This window comes from Desulfofundulus sp., assembly GCF_049701015.1.
In the GTDB taxonomy this organism is placed as follows: domain Bacteria; phylum Bacillota; class Desulfotomaculia; order Desulfotomaculales; family Desulfovirgulaceae; genus Desulfofundulus.
The window spans coordinates 1-15,631 of record NZ_JBNATZ010000038.1; the positions used below are offsets into that span (position 1 = coordinate 1).

The 15,631-nt window shown below is 52.6% G+C and carries 14 protein-coding genes, 2 tRNA genes and 1 pseudogene; 12 read left to right on the top strand and 5 right to left on the bottom strand.

Annotation, left to right across the window (positions count from 1 at the left end):
• Positions 1-64 precede the first annotated feature (64 nt).
• The 3 genes and pseudogenes from ACPLUI_RS04085 to ACPLUI_RS04095 form a co-directional block, all read left to right on the top strand.
• Positions 65-397 (top strand): annotated as a pseudogene (locus ACPLUI_RS04085) (ribonuclease PH); the annotation flags it as partial.
• Positions 363-971: an XTP/dITP diphosphatase gene (locus ACPLUI_RS04090; RefSeq protein ID WP_424659000.1), complete on the top strand. Its 609-nt coding sequence runs from the start codon at positions 363-365 to the stop codon at positions 969-971. The pseudogene ACPLUI_RS04085 and the gene ACPLUI_RS04090, both read left to right, overlap by 35 nt.
• 20 nt (positions 972-991) lie before the next feature.
• Positions 992-1,468 carry a metallophosphoesterase gene (locus ACPLUI_RS04095; protein WP_424659013.1) on the top strand — a complete coding sequence of 159 codons (477 nt, stop codon included), beginning with the start codon at positions 992-994 and terminating at the stop codon, positions 1,466-1,468.
• Positions 1,469-1,524: 56 nt separating this feature from the next.
• Here ACPLUI_RS04095 and ACPLUI_RS04100 read toward each other — a convergent pair whose 3' ends face one another.
• A complete protein-coding gene (locus ACPLUI_RS04100) occupies positions 1,525-2,139 on the bottom strand; it encodes a DUF47 domain-containing protein (RefSeq protein ID WP_424659001.1) in 615 nt (204 codons plus the stop codon).
• A gap of 198 nt (positions 2,140-2,337) precedes the next feature.
• On the opposite strand from ACPLUI_RS04100, the gene ACPLUI_RS04105 reads away from it, so the two are divergent.
• The 4 genes from ACPLUI_RS04105 (at position 2,338) to ACPLUI_RS04120 (ending at position 4,787) form a co-directional block, all read left to right on the top strand.
• Positions 2,338-3,363 carry an anion permease gene (locus tag ACPLUI_RS04105; protein WP_424659002.1) on the top strand — a complete coding sequence of 342 codons (1,026 nt, stop codon included), beginning with the start codon at positions 2,338-2,340 and terminating at the stop codon, positions 3,361-3,363.
• A 108-nt stretch (positions 3,364-3,471) separates the two neighbouring features.
• Positions 3,472-3,545, top strand: a tRNA-Gly gene (locus ACPLUI_RS04110).
• Positions 3,546-3,638: 93 nt separating this feature from the next.
• Complete coding sequence (locus ACPLUI_RS04115) at positions 3,639-4,568, top strand: ATP-binding protein (protein ID WP_424659003.1); 930 nt, start codon at positions 3,639-3,641, stop codon at positions 4,566-4,568.
• Between the two features lie 142 nt (positions 4,569-4,710).
• Positions 4,711-4,787, top strand: a tRNA-Arg gene (locus ACPLUI_RS04120).
• Between the two features lie 315 nt (positions 4,788-5,102).
• On the opposite strand, the gene ACPLUI_RS04125 is transcribed toward ACPLUI_RS04120, so the two are convergent.
• The 4 genes from ACPLUI_RS04125 to ACPLUI_RS04140 all read right to left on the bottom strand — a co-directional run bounded on the left by ACPLUI_RS04125 (position 5,103) and on the right by ACPLUI_RS04140 (position 9,411).
• Positions 5,103-6,284 (bottom strand): MFS transporter, encoded by a 1,182-nt coding sequence (locus tag ACPLUI_RS04125; protein ID WP_424659004.1) that lies wholly within the window; start codon positions 6,282-6,284, stop codon positions 5,103-5,105.
• The gene (locus ACPLUI_RS04130; RefSeq protein WP_424659005.1) at positions 6,281-7,984 is read right to left on the bottom strand and encodes a GH3 auxin-responsive promoter family protein; all 1,704 of its coding nucleotides are present in this window, start codon (positions 7,982-7,984) and stop codon (positions 6,281-6,283) included. The genes ACPLUI_RS04125 and ACPLUI_RS04130 overlap by 4 nt, the downstream gene beginning before the upstream one ends.
• Positions 7,985-8,014: 30 nt before the next feature.
• On the bottom strand, positions 8,015-8,398 hold the full coding sequence (locus ACPLUI_RS04135; protein WP_424659006.1) for a PadR family transcriptional regulator: 384 nt from the start codon (positions 8,396-8,398) through the stop codon (positions 8,015-8,017).
• A gap of 266 nt (positions 8,399-8,664) precedes the next feature.
• Positions 8,665-9,411 carry a hypothetical protein gene (locus ACPLUI_RS04140; RefSeq protein WP_424659007.1) on the bottom strand — a complete coding sequence of 249 codons (747 nt, stop codon included), beginning with the start codon at positions 9,409-9,411 and terminating at the stop codon, positions 8,665-8,667.
• A 225-nt stretch (positions 9,412-9,636) separates the two neighbouring features.
• Here ACPLUI_RS04140 and upp point away from each other — a divergent pair, with 225 nt between their 5' ends.
• The 5 genes from upp to lonB form a co-directional block, all read left to right on the top strand.
• Positions 9,637-10,275, top strand: coding sequence for a uracil phosphoribosyltransferase (gene upp, locus ACPLUI_RS04145; RefSeq protein ID WP_424659008.1), 639 nt, complete (start codon positions 9,637-9,639; stop codon positions 10,273-10,275).
• A 285-nt stretch (positions 10,276-10,560) separates the two neighbouring features.
• A complete protein-coding gene (tig, locus tag ACPLUI_RS04150) occupies positions 10,561-11,880 on the top strand; it encodes a trigger factor (protein WP_424659009.1) in 1,320 nt (439 codons plus the stop codon).
• Between the two features lie 58 nt (positions 11,881-11,938).
• Positions 11,939-12,532 (top strand): ATP-dependent Clp endopeptidase proteolytic subunit ClpP, encoded by a 594-nt coding sequence (gene clpP / locus ACPLUI_RS04155; RefSeq protein WP_424659010.1) that lies wholly within the window; start codon positions 11,939-11,941, stop codon positions 12,530-12,532.
• 15 nt (positions 12,533-12,547) lie between these two features.
• On the top strand, positions 12,548-13,798 hold the full coding sequence (clpX, locus tag ACPLUI_RS04160) for an ATP-dependent Clp protease ATP-binding subunit ClpX (RefSeq protein WP_424659011.1): 1,251 nt from the start codon (positions 12,548-12,550) through the stop codon (positions 13,796-13,798).
• Positions 13,799-13,956: 158 nt separating this feature from the next.
• On the top strand, positions 13,957-15,631 hold a 1,675-nt coding region (gene lonB / locus ACPLUI_RS04165), incomplete at its 3' end, for an ATP-dependent protease LonB (RefSeq protein ID WP_424659012.1).

Genomic DNA, 15,631 nt, shown 5'->3' on the forward strand with positions numbered 1-15,631 from the left:
TTCTCGGCCAACTGATTCAAATAAGCGCCTACCACAAGGGAGATGGTATCCCTGAATCCCCTATTTGCCCGTTAAAGATTTTGTGGCTGCTACCAGTGTAGGCGTGGTAAACGGTGAAGTGGTTCTGGACCTGTGCTTTGCCGAGGACTCGGCTGCCGAGGTGGATATGAATGTGGTGATGACTGGTGAAGGCCGTCTGGTGGAAGTGCAGGGTACGGGGGAGGAAGCCTCCTTCACCCGGGAGGAATTGAACCGCATGCTGGACCTGGCGGCGGAAGGTATTCGGCTGCTGGTGGATTATCAGAAGGAAGTCCTGGGGCCGGCCCTGGTCAGCCAGATTGGACCCAAAGGGGAAATGAGAGATGAAACTGGTACTGGCTACACGCAATCAGGGTAAGGTGAGGGAACTCAGCGAACTGCTCTCCCCGCTGGGTTATGAGGTTGTTTCCCTTAATCAATACCCCGGTGTGCCGGAAATAATTGAGGACGGTGCGACATTTAAAGAGAATGCGGTCAAAAAGGCCACTGTGGTGGCCCGTTATACCGGCCAGATGGCCCTGGCCGATGATTCTGGTCTGGAAGTGGATTATCTGGGCGGTGCTCCGGGGGTGCATTCGGCCCGCTTTGCAGGAGAAAGGCACGACGACCGGGCTAATAATGAAAAACTTCTAAGGCTTCTAGCCGGTGTTCCTCCTGAAAGGCGTACTGCCCGCTTTCGCTGTGTGGTCGCCGTGGCTACTCCCACCGGGCAGGTCTTTACCGCGGAAGGGGCCTGTGAGGGGGTAATTGCAGATAGACCCCGGGGTGAGGGGGGCTTTGGCTATGACCCCCTCTTTTATGTACCTGCCTGGGGGAAGACCTTTGCCGAGCTGGAACCGGCGGTTAAAAACCAGATCAGCCACCGCGGCCGTGCCCTGGCCCTGATCCGGGAAATTCTGGCAGGCCTGCGCCGGGGACCGGATACAGTCTGAGGAGGACGGAGTGTTGATTGGTGCGCATAGGCGTGATCAGTGATACCCACGGGAAAGTAGACCGGGCGTTAAAACTTTTAAATGAGCTTGAGCCGCTCGACTTATTGCTGCATGCCGGAGATTTTTACCGCGACGGCCAGTTGCTGGGGGAGGCGCTGGATATACCGGTGCATGCGGTGGCCGGCAACTGCGACTTCCCCAAAGGTGGGCCGGGGGAAGAGGTGCTGGAACTGGCCGGAAAAAAGGTGTTCCTGACCCACGGCCACCTTTACCACGTGCATTCCTCACTGCAAAAACTTCTGTACCGCGCCCTTGAACTGCGGGTAGATGTGGTGGTTTTTGGACATACCCACGTCCGTTACTGCCAGGAGCACGAAGGTATTTTATTTTTCAACCCGGGCAGCGTCTATGACCCCCGGGGACAACAGGGACCCGGGTGCGGCCTTCTGATCATTGAAGGGCGGGAAGTTAAAGCGAGTTTTGGCCCCCAGCGGTAAAAGGACCACAAAAATGTAACCCCGGCGGCGGTGGCAGCCGGGGGTTTTTAAAAGTTTTAGCTGCGCATTATGATGCCTTCCAGAACGTTGGCCACATCTTCACAGCAGTCAAGAATGGATTCCATTTTTTCGTAGATTTCTTTAAATTGGATAATCTTTTTCAGGTCGTTATTTTCGTGGAAGAGGACCTGCAAACTCTCGCGGTAGAGCTGGTCGGCCTCTTTCTCCAGGTCGTTGATACGGAAGGTGTGGCGGTGGATTTCATTTAATTTTTTGTCGGCCAGCAGCTGAACCGCTTCCACAATCTCATCCATGCAGTTTTCCACGATCCGGGCGAACAGGCGCATGTATGGGTCTGGTTCTTTAATCCGGTATATGTCCAGCAGGTCCGAGCAGGCTTCCATCCCGTCGAGGACGTCGTCCAGCTTTACTGTGAGCAGCATAATGTCTTCCCGTTCCAACGGGGTTATGAAGGTCTGGTTTAATGCTTTGAAGATGGTATGGGTGTACTCGTCGCCCCGGTCTTCCAGGAGCTTGATGTTTTCCGCATAGCTTTCAGTATCCTCCAGGAGTTCGACGTTTTCCCGGAAAAGCCTGGCAGCCTCTTTCAAATTCTTCACAATCAGGATGAAGTGTTCAAAAAAAACATCTTGCCTGCGTTTTAAAATCATAGAAAAATTTGCCTCCAGTTACCTCCGTCTTTTTCCTTATATTTTAAACGTTATAATGTTCAAAAGTCCAGAGGGATCGATTTGTAGTGACAGGAAAGATTAAATTTAACAGATTTTTAACAAATCTCTGCGGAGATCAATGTTAATATACTTAGGGAGGACCTGTCCAGCCCATAATGGAGAAAGGAGAAATGCCGGGTGTTTGACAGTCACTTGGCGCTGATTGTTTTGGTAATTCTCCTGGCACTCACCTTTGACTTTATCAACGGTTTTCACGATACAGCCAACGCCATCGCCACTTCCATTTCCACCAAGGCTTTGAGGCCGCGGACGGCGATCGTCCTGGCTTCCGTGATGAACTTCATAGGGGCCATGACCTTCACGGGTGTGGCAAAGACTATCGGCGGGAAAATAGCTGACCCCTTGAGCCTGAGCAACGGGATGGTAGTTGTGCTGGCTGCTCTTATAGCGGCCAGTATCTGGAACCTGTTCACCTGGTACTACGGCCTGCCCAGCAGTTCCTCCCACGCCCTGATTGGTTCTTTGACCGGTGCGGTGATTACATCAGCAGGTTTTTCGGCAGTTAATTTTCATGGTTTCATCAGCATTCTGGAAGCCCTGATCCTGTCACCGCTGCTGGCTGTTGTTGCCGGTTTTACCATCATGACCCTCATCAAGGTGATTTTCCACTACTCTGTTCCTCACCGGATTAACCGCCGCTTCCGCATACTACAGGTTTTTACCGCTGCTTTCCAGGCCTTTTCCCACGGCACCAACGATGCCCAGAAAACCATGGGTATCATTACCTTCGCCCTGGTGGCCGGCGGGTTTCAAAACTCGCTTCACATTCCGGTTTGGGTCAAGCTCTCCGCCGCCCTGGCCATGGCGCTGGGCACTTCGGTGGGTGGCTGGAGGATCATTAAAACTGTGGGTACGCGTATCATCAAGCTGGACCCGGGTAGTGGTTTTTCCGCCGACTTGAGTTCAGCCCTGGTGATCCTGGGGGCTACATTTTTAAAGCTCCCCGTGAGTACCACCCATGTCATTTCCTCTTCGGTCATCGGTGTGGGTACGGCCAGGCGTTTTTCCACGGTCAAGTGGGGGACAGCCCAGAAAATCGTGACAGCCTGGCTGGTGACGCTGCCGGTTACTGCCCTCCTGGCAGGATTATCCTACGGGGTTTGTGCGGGGATAGGCAGGCTGGCGGCAGCAGTTCTACTGTAGCGGGCCGTCCCTTTTATCTCCCTGTTTTTCCTGATAATTGTTTTGACTTCCGCCTATCTTTCCGTTATAATATTATTTGCTGATGACAACTGAAGCTTTTCTTTGCGAGCGGGTGTAGCTCAATGGTAGAGCACCGGCCTTCCAAGCCGGGTACGTGGGTTCGATTCCCATCACCCGCTCCAATTATTGATAATACCTGATTTTCCGAACCGCGCCGGTGCTGCTGAGAGTTCCCCATCTTTCCACGCTGTCTACAGGGAAGGAGGGTGTTTGAAATGCGGCGCTGTGTGAAATGCAAAGGGGAACCGGTCATCGATCTGAAGTCGACCAATGCAGCTTTTTGCGAAGAACACTTTATCGAATACTTTTTAAGGCAGGTTGGCAGGGCCGTTGAAAAATATAAAATGATGGCGGGGGGTCAGCAGGTGCTGGTCGCCGTATCGGGCGGCAAGGACAGCATGGCCCTCTGGGATGCCCTTCTGTCACTGGGCTACGAGGCTGACGGGTTGCACATCGACCTGGGTATAGGAGAATATTCAAGGAAATCCCGGCTGGTTTGTGAGAAGTTTGCCGCCGTCCGGGGAGCGCGGCTGTACGTCCTCTCCCTGGTGGATACGTACGGCACGAATATGGAGGAAATCGTTCGGCGCACCCGCCGGGTTAGCTGTTCAGTCTGTGGTACGGTTAAAAGGTACCTGATGAACATGGTGGTACAACAAAAAGGCTACCGGGTGGTGGCAACGGGGCATAACCTGGACGATGAGACGGCGGCATTGCTAAGCAATTTGTTCAGCTGGCAGGAAGGTTACCTGGCGCGCCAGTATCCCTGCCTGCCTTCCACGCACCCCCGCCTCCCCGCGCGCATTAAACCGCTGGTGCGGCTGGGTGAACAGGAAACGGAGATGTACTGCCGTGTGAAGGGTATTGAATTTTGGGCCGGAGACTGCCCTCTGGCCCGGGGGGCAACATCTTTAGTCTATAAAGACCTGGTTAATTCTCTGGAAGATAAAATGCCCGGCACCAAGAGGAGATTCCTTTTCGGTTTCTGGGAGAGGGGGCGCAGGAATTTTACCGGTGAACCGGTGGAATTAAAAGACTGTTCCCTGTGCGGTCAGCCGACCACGGCAGATACCTGCCTCTTTTGCCGGCTGATGCAGAAGGCCGGTATCAACCCCTTGAGTCAGCCCCAGGTTTCGCAAGTGTAGGCGTGACCCCCTTTGTTGGGCAGGGTTGTGGGGAGCCTGTAAAAAGAGAGTTACAGGCTGTTGCCGGTTTGGTGCTTCTATAGTATAATATAGTCGCTACAAATCAATGGGGGCGGGCAAAAAGCCAGCCGCCCCCGGTGATGTCCCAGTAGCTCAGCTGGACAGAGCAACGGACTTCTAATCCGTGGGTCGGGGGTTCGAATCCCTCCTGGGACGCCATGTAAGAAAAATCAAAGGTTTACGGACTGACCCTCCTCGAGAAATCCGTTGTTTCTGACGAGGAGGGTTTTTTGTGCCAGAATAGCCAAACTCAACCCGGAGGCAATGGCTGAGGACGCCATAAGAGGGTACATCGAGAGTCTGAAAAAACATGGAGAGCCGCTACCCTTTGGCGGGAAATAAGAAACTGTTAATTTGGGCCGACAGCAGGCCGGTCAGTGCGGCCTGCTGCCCGGAGCGGTGAGCTGATCATCTTGCCGCCCGTTGGGTTTAGTCGGATTGCTTTTTAAAGGTTGCTTCCGGTTTTAAAGCTGTTCAACGGGTCTGTTCGACAAGCTTGGGGGGTTCGAAGCTGGCTATTTTAAACCATGTGGCCGCAGCCGTCAGCAACATAATCGCAGCGCCCGAAAAATACGGCACATTCATATGGAGGTCATATAATGCACCACCAGCCACCGGTCCCAGTATCCGGCCGAGGCTGTTGGACGACTGCATCAGTCCCATAGCGCTCGCCTGCCTGCCTGATGCATTTTTAGACAATAGGCTGGAAGCGCTTGGTCCGAGTAAAGAGGTGCCTGTATTGAAGATTGCGGCGTTCAGAATCAGCAATAACCTGTTGGAAGTCGTTAAAATAAGTAACATGCCGAGGGATGAGACGAGCATACCTGTTCTGATCAGATTAACGTCACCGAACCTTTTAGCCAGCTTGCCAAGCAGCCCTCCCTGAACGGCAACGCCGGTCAAGCCGAGAATAGCGAAGAGGACTCCGACTTCTCTGGGGCCGAAACCGGCTTTTTGGGCCGCAAATAAAGCAAACGTTGCTTCGAACATCGACATGGTGAAGTACAGTACGAAGCCGAGAACAAAAATTACCAGAAGAGGGTTTTTCAAAACGTTCAGGGTAATCCTGTCCCTGCCTGTAGCTTTGCTGGGACCGCGCTTTTCAAGAGACTCGGGTAGAAAGGAAATGGCAAAAAGCAGGTTCAAGATGGCCAATCCTCCGGCTACGAAAAAGGGCAGGGTGAAGTTGTAATGGCCCAACCAGCCTCCTATAGCCGGGCCTGCAATCATGCCCAGTCCCATGGCTGCGCCCATCATGCCCATACCCCGGGACCTTTCTTCACCGCTGGTTTTGTCAGCAATGTAGGCCATGGCTGTGGGCAGGGTGGCCGATGAAATAATGCCGGAGAGTATTCTGATAGCAAACATCATCCATAGTTTCGAGGCCAAACCAAACAATATAAACGTAATTCCGTATCCGCTCAAACCCATTAGCAAAAACGGTCTCCTGCCGATGCGGTCGGACAGCCTGCCCCACAAAGGAGCAAAAATAAATTGCATCAAAGAATAGGTAGCCATAAAGAATCCCAGGGTGGCGGGTCCTCCACCCAGTTTGACAATCATAAAGGGGAAAATCGGGATGACGATGCCAAAACCTGCCATTACCAGGAACAAGGTAATAAAAAGGATTGTCACCGGTCCGATGTTTTTGCTCATTGCGCCAACCCCTGTTCGCATTTTGAATTTATAACGGAACGGGATAAAAATTGGAGTAATTTCTGGTCTTCGACCAGCCTTGGAACTTTCACCTGGTTCATGGAAGCACCCTTTGCTATGAGTCTTTGCTGGAGTTCTTGAAAAGTACCCGGCTTAACCACCCGTAATGACAGGTTGCCTATACGCCCGGCCTTAAGGTTGGCTCCGTACCTTGGATTGGCCTCTTCTAGTGCTTTTTCCAGAACGTCCCGGCATTGTGTCATATCCGTTAATCCTTCGGGATTGAGAACTTCAACAAAGAACACGTATCTTCCGGGTGACGTGTCAAGGTCGAGCGCTGTGGTATAATCCACCAGGACACAGCCCCATTGTCTGGCAGCCTTTCCTAGTGCGCAATAGACTGCCTCTTCCAGGGTTTTTTCCCCCGCCAGGTTGAGTAACTGCCCTTTTCTGTGTAAAAATTCAATGACCGGGCTGTTGTTGAAATAACCCGTCACCTTGATTATGTCTCCAAGCCTGTAGCGATACAATCCCGCATAGTTGGTAACCACAACCTCGTAACTTTGTCCCGGTTCCAGCTGGTTAAGATTGAGTGTGGCCGGATTTGATTTATCAAGCTGGTCTGCCGGAATGAATTCAAAAAAAGCGGTCCGGGGTGTAAGCACATAACTGGTCTCGCCGGGCCTGATGGCTATACCCACCATGGCTTCGGTAGCACTATAAACAGCTGAATAAACGGGTAGTTGCCCGATGTATAGTTGAAGTTTGTCCATATAAATTTTGAAGCTTCCCCCGGCCACGCAGCAGATATACTGCATCCGGGGCCACAGACGTAAAGCTATGCCTGTCATCCCCCTGCTAATCTCTGAGGCCAGTTGTTCAGCCCGGCCGGGGTCGGGCAGCAGTCGTTTCTGAAGCGCTGCCCTGATTTCCGGTTCCAAATTCAGGTGTTTGCTGAGGCTCCCTTTTGCCAGGTCGGCAGTTAAATTGGACCATTCTTCTTCCAGAACACGGAACAGGTGGAGTATCGATGATGGGAAAGGTGCGTTGATAAAACCGAGTTCTTTTTCCCTGAGCGCAAAAAGCAGGTGTAAATACAGTGCTGTTCGCTGGTCGGTTAACTCTAAAATTTCAGGAGGTGAAGTCCACAGGTAAGGTGTGATCGCTTTCATGGAAGCCATTCCGCTCGAAGTTGCCGCACCGACCGGGATTCCTCCGCTGGTTGAGCCGTTCCTGGCCGAATTCATTAATAGTAATCCTCTCCGGTCGCTGCGGTGACCCGGTATCGAACGGTGCAATATACCCTGGGTCAGCAGCATCATATGGGTGTTGACCAATTTCCTGCTCACAGAGGTGACGGGTATTAACTTTTGCCTGCCCGTGGTTCCGGAACTCAAACCAAAATATATTACCGGGAGCGAAGTCAGGACGTTTTTCTCACCAGTGGCCATTCTTTCAATGTAAGGTTCATAATCGTTGTAGGTAGTTAAGGGTACTCTTTGCTTATATTCCTTGACATTACTTATGGCCTGGAACTTGTGGAGGCGACCGTATGCGGAATCACGGTTTAAATGTAATATCCTTTTTAGAACCTTTTCGTTGACTGCAACTGCGTTTATGGTATCCGTTTCAAATTTTCTTGTATAAATTTCAGCTGCGGTATTCATGGCCAAACCAAGTATGCGTTGAACAGCAGACATTGTGTCACATCCTCCGTGGTCAGTTGAAAGTTAGATTTCTGCCAGGTGGAGACGTAGAACTTCAATCGTTTTGGCCAGCCGGGGCTTGATCTCCTCTCTCATGTCCAGGTATACCTGTCTGCCCCGGGCAGTCAGTTCATAAACTCTGACCAATCCTCTTGCAGGATCTGTACTTTGAGAGATAAGACCCATCCTTTCCATTTTCTGAAGCATGGGGTAAATGGAGCCCGGGGAAGGTTTCCAGTTTCCCCTGGTCATCTCCATTATCCGGTCCATAATTTGTTTTCCATACATTTTTTCTTTGGACAATAAACAAAGGACATAAAAGGGCAATAATCCCTTGAGAAACAAGCCGCCACACAATTTAGAAAGGTCGACCAGTTCGTTATAAGTTCTGTTGGTATCAGGATCCATAATAAAAGGGTTTTAAAAACCCCCCTGACTCCCTCCTTTCAATAAAGTATCGTTAACGATAATATATATCATAATAAAGAAGTAGTCAATTAGCCAACTTTTGATCACGAAATACATTACTAAATATCCCCCAAGTAGTTTGCTCGGACATGTGTTCCTTTACGGTTAACAGCGGTTTCTTGAAATCTACATAAAACAAAAACCCGGGCTGGTCCTGGTCCATCCCGGGTTTTCAGACTAGTGGGTATGTTCGCCCCTGTGTAACTTTACAGGCCGACCCTGGCGCGAGCGTAGGGCTCCATGTGACCGCGCACATTGAGACTCTTGGACATGACGATCATCTCTCCGTCTTCCAGGGGGATGCCTGTCTTGGGGTGAGGTCCTATTTGTTCGATCAACCACTCTTTGAACAACTGCAGACCGCCCATGTTTACCGGAAAACCACCCCACAAATCCCACGCCCTGAAGTAAACATAAAAATGCAGCCGGTAGACCCCCGCCTTTCTGTCCAGGCGGATTTTGGTGTCAATCAGCCTGAGGCACGGCAGGGACTTCCCTCTGGCCAGGTCGGCAGGGGAAGCTACTTCTATACACCCTTTGACGTGGTCGAAACCATAAGTGCGGTAGTAACGGATCAGGTCGTCCACCTGCTGGCAGATGCGCTCTCCGTAGGTGTAAGACTCGTTTTCTGATCTGTACGGGTTCAGGATGTAGGTGGCAAAGTATTCCTCGATCTTGTCCATCGTGGTAGGGGGTGCCGGAATGCCCAGTCCTGGCGGCAGGATATCGCAGAGCGGCCGCTCCCAGGGGTGCGTGATCTGGCACACCAGGAAGTCGAATTCACGCCGGCTGTTGTCGCACCGGCCCTGCTCATCTGCGCCGCCGCCCCACTCGGGGAAGTATGTGTAGGCGTCAATTTCGAAGAGCTTTTTTAAGAGCAGGTACCAGGCTTCAGGGAGGTTTCTGGCTTTAATAAAAACTGGTTCGAGGTATTCCCTTATATCTTCAGACATTTTCCTCTGTCTCCTTTTTATCTTTAATCGGTAAGAATGTAACATTTGAGAGATTCTGAGTCAAGACATATCTTTGTGTATGTGTATGTCCCCAAACATTTGCTCCCATGGTATAATTAAAGCGTGGCAGGAAAAGGTGCCACGGGGTTACAGAAAAACGGTGAATAATATAGCGTAGTTATTCAGCATACTTGTATAACTGATCCTGTTGCAGGAGGGGGAAAAGTGAATTCCGTGATTTTGGTCAAGCATCCCCTGGTCAGCGACCGGCTCCGGACTCTGCGGGACCGGGAAACCGGTACCGAGCTCTTTCGCAGGGCTTTGCGAGAGCTGGGCCTCGTGCTGGCCGTGGAGGCGACCCGTCACCTGCCCACCAGGGAAACCACCGTGGTTACACCCCTGGGTGTGGAAGCCCGGGTTGAGGAAGTGGACTCCGCCAGGTGTCTTCTGGTCCCGGTGCTGCGGGCAGGCCTGGGTTTTGTGGACAGTTTCTTTGAATTCCTGCCCAAAGCCGGGGTCGCCCACGTGGGCGTGGCCAGGGACCACGATACACTGGAAGCGAGGGTTTACCTGAGTTCAGTGCCCGGTAATGCGTTTGAGTACGACCATGTATTTATACTGGACCCCATGCTGGCGACTGGTAACACCAGCGTAAAAGTTCTGGAGTTGTTGCGTGAAGCCGGTTGCTCGAGCGACAAAGTGACCCTCGTTTGCGCGTTTGCCGTGGAACCCGGGATAGAACGGGTTGTCCGGGGATTCCCGGGTATCCGGATCGTGACCGCTTCCATAGACCCGGTTTTAAACGACTCTGGTTATATTGTACCCGGCCTGGGAGATGCGGGAGACAGGCTCTTTTTAACATAATTTGGTATTGCAGTTTTTGCTCTCTTCAGGTAAAATACCTTACTAGTGTACGGCGCATATATCAGGCCAGGAAAGACTTTTCCGGTGCGAATTTTACCGTAAATTTTTTGGGGGCTGGGAGGTAAAAGGTCTTTCTTTCTGGAGGAAATATCCTTCAACCGTAGAATTAAGTATTTACCTGAAAAAATGGTTACACTATAGTAATGTTCGACCTGTATATGGCAAAAAGGGTTAAAAGGGGTTAAATCTGGTGTTGCTAAAAAGCTGTTATAAGGGGGAGCATAGATGAAAGCTAACGCGGAAAGGATAGAGAAAAACACTGTTTTACTGGAAGTAGAGGTAGATGCCGATCAATTTTCCCAGGCAATGGATAAAGCCTACCGGAAACTGGCCAGGAAGGTCAACGTGCCCGGTTTCCGGCCTGGTAAAGCTCCCCGGATTATCCTGGAGCGGCATATCGGCAAACAGGCATTGCTGGATGAAGCAGTGGAAATCCTTATTCCGGAGGCTTATTTTAAAGCGGTACAGGATACGGGTATCGAGCCGGTGGCCCAGCCCCAGCTGGAACTTGTCCAGGTGGAAGAGGGTAAGCCGGTGGTGTTCAAGGCCAGGGTTGTGGTAAAACCTGAAGTAGAACTGGGTCAGTATAAGGGGTTGGAAGTAACCCAACCAGGTACGGAAGTCACACCTGAAGATGTCCAGAAGGAACTGGAACGGCTGCAGAACCGTCATGCCAAGCTGGTAAGCCTTGACGAGGGTACGGTGCAGCAAGGGGATTTTGTCACCATTGATTTTGAAGGCCGTGTTGACGGCGAACCGTTTGAAGGGGGGCAGGCTACCGATTACACGCTGGAGGTTGGGAATGCCGGTTTAATTCCCGGTTTTGAGGAACAGCTGGTTGGGATGTCCATCAATGAAACCAGGGAAATTACGGCTCGTTTTCCCGAGGACTATCCCAGGCCGGAGCTCTCGGGAAAGGAAGCAGTATTCACCGTCACTGTGAAGGCCATCAGGCGCAGGGAACTAGCTCCACTGGATGACGAGTTTGCCAAGGACGTAAGCGAATTTGATACCCTGGAGGAATTAAGGGCGGACCTGGAGAATAAATTAAAACAAGCTGCTGAAAACAGGGCAAAAGCAGAAATCAGGCAGGCTGTCCTCAAGAAAGCGGTGGAAAATGCGCAGGTCGATATCCCCGAAGAAATGATCAAGACCCGTCTGGCGGAAATGCTTCAAAGCCTGGAACGGCGCTTGATGGTTCAGGGCCTTACTCTTGAAAACTACCTGAAGTATTCGAACAGCACCATGGAGGATATGGAAGAACGCCTCCGCCCGGATGCCCAGGAGAGCCTGAAGACCATGCTGGTGCTGGATGCCATCGCCAGGGCTGAAAACATCACCGTCACCGAGGAAGAAATACAGGCCGAAATTGAGCGCATGGCTAAGGAAATGCAGCAGGACCCTGAGGTAGTGCGTAAAGTGGTGGAAGGTCAGGGGCAGCTGGAGGCGGTCATAACCGGGTTGGTGCGGGAAAAGGTAATCCAGTTTCTGGTTGACCATGCCAGGATAGTTGCTCAAGACGGGCAGCAAACAGCAGCGGAGTAATTTCCCGTGGTGAACGCTCGAATGAAAATCCATCCTTTACGCAGGAGGTAACGTTACGATGTCGACCCTGGTTCCGATTGTCGTTGAACAAACCAACCGCGGTGAGCGGGCATATGATATTTATTCACGCCTTTTAAAAGACCGGATAATTTTTATCGGTGGACCCATAGACGACCATGTGGCCAACCTGGTTATTGCCCAGATGCTCTTCCTGGAGGCTGAAGATCCCGAAAAAGATATCCATTTTTATATCAATTCTCCCGGCGGAATCGTTACTGCCGGGCTCGCCATTTACGATACCATGCAGTATATCAAACCGGATGTTTCCACCATCTGCCTGGGCCAGGCCGCCAGCATGGGCTCCTTCTTGCTGGCTGCCGGGGCCAAGGGCAAGCGTTATGCACTACCTTACGCTCGTATCATGCTGCACCAGCCTCTGGGCGGGGTGCAGGGTCAGGCCACGGAAATTGAGATTCATGCCCGGGAAATCCTTCGCATAAAAGATATCCTTAACGAGCTGCTGGCCAAACATACCGGCCAGTCGAGGGAAAAAATTGCCAAAGATACCGAGCGTGATTTCTTTATGTCAGCTGAGGAAGCAAAAGAATATGGTATCATCGATGAGGTGTTGAATTACCGGAAGCCAAAATAAAAGAGGTGTTTAGCCATGTTTAACGACAAAGGTCAGCTCAAGTGCTCCTTTTGCGGCAAGCTTCAGGACCAGGTCAAAAAACTGGTGGCCGGTCCTGGGGTCTACATTTGTGATGAGTGTATTGAGCTTTGCAATGAAATTATTGAAGAGGAACTGAGCGAGGACCTTGGGCTTGACCTGGGGGATATTCCCAAGCCCAAGGAAATTAAAGAAATACTGGACCAGTACGTCATCGGCCAGGAGCAGGCCAAGAAAACCCTGGCCGTGGCGGTTTACAACCACTACAAGCGTATCAACCTGGGTGGCAAGATAGACGATGTGGAACTGCAGAAGAGCAACATTATCATGCTGGGGCCGACGGGCTGCGGTAAAACCCTGCTGGCCCAGACCCTGGCCCGGTTGCTCAATGTACCCTTTGCCATTGCTGACGCCACATCTCTGACTGAGGCCGGTTATGTGGGTGAGGACGTGGAAAACATCCTGTTGAAACTCATCCAGGCGGCTGATTACGATGTGGAGAAAGCGGAAAAGGGCATCGTCTACATTGACGAAATTGACAAGATCGCCCGCAAGTCGGAAAACCCGTCCATTACCCGGGACGTGTCCGGCGAGGGTGTTCAGCAGGCTCTTTTAAAGATCCTGGAGGGCACTGTTGCCAGCGTGCCGCCCCAGGGTGGCCGCAAGCACCCCCACCAGGAGTTCATCCAGCTGGATACCACCAACATCCTGTTTATCTGCGGTGGTGCCTTTGACGGTATCGAAAAGATCATCCAGAACCGCATCGGGAAGAAGGGCCTGGGCTTTGGGGCCGAAATCCAGAGCAAGCGTGACCAGAAGATTGGGGAAATCTTGAGCCACATTCTACCTGAAGACCTGCTTAAATACGGTCTTATCCCCGAGTTTGTGGGCCGCTTGCCCATTATCGTCACCCTGGATGCCCTGGATGAGGAAGCCCTCATTCGCATCCTGACCGAGCCCAAGAATGCCCTGGTCAAGCAGTATGAAAAGCTGTTCGAGCTGGATGGGGTGAGCCTTGAGTTTCATCCAGACGCCCTGCGGACGGTGGCCCAGGAAGCTCTCAAGCGCAACACCGGGGCGCGGGGGCTGCGTGCCATTCTGGAAGACATCATGCTGGATGTGATGTACGAGATTCCCTCCCGGGAAGATATCGCCAGGGTGATCATCACCAGGGACACCATCCTGAAAAAGGATAAACCCCTGGTGGTGGCCGTGGACCGCAAGAAGAAGAAGGAAGAAACGGCGTAATCACCGGGAGACGGATTACCGGTTGGAAGCACACGTGACTTGGACGTGTGCTTTTTTTCGTTGGGGTATGCTGTGAAAAATAGGGTGGCGGTGTTTTTTAGATGCATAAAAAGGCAATAATAGATCCTGCCAAGTAATAGAGGCAAGGAGGCATGACCGTGGCAGAATTTCCCGGGGGAGTGGGTAGCTTTATCACTTTTGTCCAGGTTTTCTTCGGAGTAATCATCGGCCTTTACTTCTGGAACCTTCTGAAGGCCCAGCAGGGCAACAGGACAGCCGTGGAGCGGGAATCCCGCAGGGAAATAGAAAAGCTGCAGCGTTTGCGGTCTATTTCCCTCACCGAGCCTCTGGCTGAAAAAACCAGGCCCAGCAAGTTCGAAGAGATTATTGGCCAGGAAGAGGGCTTGCGCTCACTGCGGGCGGCCCTTTGCGGCCCCAATCCTCAGCATGTTATTATCTACGGGCCGCCCGGGGTGGGTAAGACGGCTGCTGCCAGGCTGGTGCTTGAGGAGGCCAAAAAGAATCCCCATTCCCCTTTCAAGGAAAATGCAAAGTTTGTTGAAGTTGATGCTACCACGGCCCGTTTTGACGAGCGGGGAATTGCCGACCCCCTGATCGGCTCGGTGCACGACCCCATCTACCAGGGGGCCGGACCCATGGGTATGGCGGGCATACCCCAACCCAAACCCGGTGCTGTGACCAGGGCCCATGGCGGGATACTCTTTATCGATGAGATTGGCGAACTTCACCCGATTCAGATGAACAAGCTGCTCAAGGTCATGGAAGACCGCAGGGTCCTTTTGGAAAGCGCCTATTACAATTCCGAAGATCCCAACATTCCCAGCCACATCCACGATATCTTTCAAAATGGCCTGCCTGCGGATTTCCGCCTGGTGGGGGCCACCACGCGTACGCCGGAGGAAATGCCGCCCGCGCTGCGTTCCCGGTGCGTGGAGATCTTTTTCCGCCCTTTGTTGCCCTATGAAATTGAAACCATTGCCGCCAATGCCGCTCGCAAGGTTGGCTTCCCCCTGGATGAACGGGGGCTGACTGTAATTAAAAAATTTGCCACCAACGGGCGGGAAGCAGTCAACATTGTACAGATTGCCGCGGGTATCGCCCTTACCGAGGGGCGCCAGCAGATCAGGGCGACCGATGTGGAGTGGGTGGTGCACAGCGGCCAGTACAGTCCCCGGCCCGAGAAGAAGGTGGCCTCCCAGCCCCAGGTGGGCCTGGTGAACGGCCTGGCGGTTTACGGACCCAACATGGGAGCGCTTCTGGAAATTGAAGCCAATGCCCTGCCCGCTCCCCGGGGTCAGGGCAAGGTGGTTGTGACCGGAGTGGTAGAGGAAGAAGAAGTAAACGGGCGCGGGAGGACCATGCGGCGCAAGAGCATGGCCCGGGGGTCGGTGGAGAACGTCCTGACCGTCCTGCGCCGTACCACTGACGTGGACCCCCGGGACTACGACATCCATGTGAATTTCCCCGGCGGGATTCCCGTGGACGGGCCTTCGGCCGGGGTGGCGGTAGCGACGGCGGTATACTCCGCCATTACGGGTATCCCGGTGGACAACCGGGTGGCCATGACCGGCGAGGTTTCCATTCGCGGCCTCGTGTTGCCCGTAGGAGGGATTGTGCCCAAAGTGGAGGCCGCCCGCCAGGCCGGGGCAAGGAAGGTTTTCATTCCCCGGGAGAACTACCAGGAGCTTTTCCGCGACCTGCCCGACATAGAAGTGGTACCGGTGGACAGGCTGGATGAAGTTCTGAGAAATGCTCTGGTGGAACAGCCCGGCAGTGCCCGTAAAAATTTCCTGCCAGCACGGGATGTACTGG

Bases quoted from the DNA above. Each gene is read 5' to 3' on its own strand.
- ACPLUI_RS04090 (WP_424659000.1), top strand. From the start codon at position 363: ATGAAACTGGTACTGGCTACACGCAATCAGGGTAAGGTGAGGGAACTC.
- ACPLUI_RS04100 (WP_424659001.1), bottom strand. From the start codon at position 2,139: ATGATTTTAAAACGCAGGCAAGATGTTTTTTTTGAACACTTCATCCTG.
- ACPLUI_RS04115 (WP_424659003.1), top strand. From the start codon at position 3,639: ATGCGGCGCTGTGTGAAATGCAAAGGGGAACCGGTCATCGATCTGAAG.
- ACPLUI_RS04125 (WP_424659004.1), bottom strand. From the start codon at position 6,284: ATGAGCAAAAACATCGGACCGGTGACAATCCTTTTTATTACCTTGTTC.
- ACPLUI_RS04130 (WP_424659005.1), bottom strand. From the start codon at position 7,984: ATGTCTGCTGTTCAACGCATACTTGGTTTGGCCATGAATACCGCAGCT.
- ACPLUI_RS04135 (WP_424659006.1), bottom strand. From the start codon at position 8,398: ATGGATCCTGATACCAACAGAACTTATAACGAACTGGTCGACCTTTCT.
- ACPLUI_RS04140 (WP_424659007.1), bottom strand. From the start codon at position 9,411: ATGTCTGAAGATATAAGGGAATACCTCGAACCAGTTTTTATTAAAGCC.
- tig (WP_424659009.1), top strand. From the start codon at position 10,561: ATGAAAGCTAACGCGGAAAGGATAGAGAAAAACACTGTTTTACTGGAA.
- clpP (WP_424659010.1), top strand. From the start codon at position 11,939: ATGTCGACCCTGGTTCCGATTGTCGTTGAACAAACCAACCGCGGTGAG.
- clpX (WP_424659011.1), top strand. From the start codon at position 12,548: ATGTTTAACGACAAAGGTCAGCTCAAGTGCTCCTTTTGCGGCAAGCTT.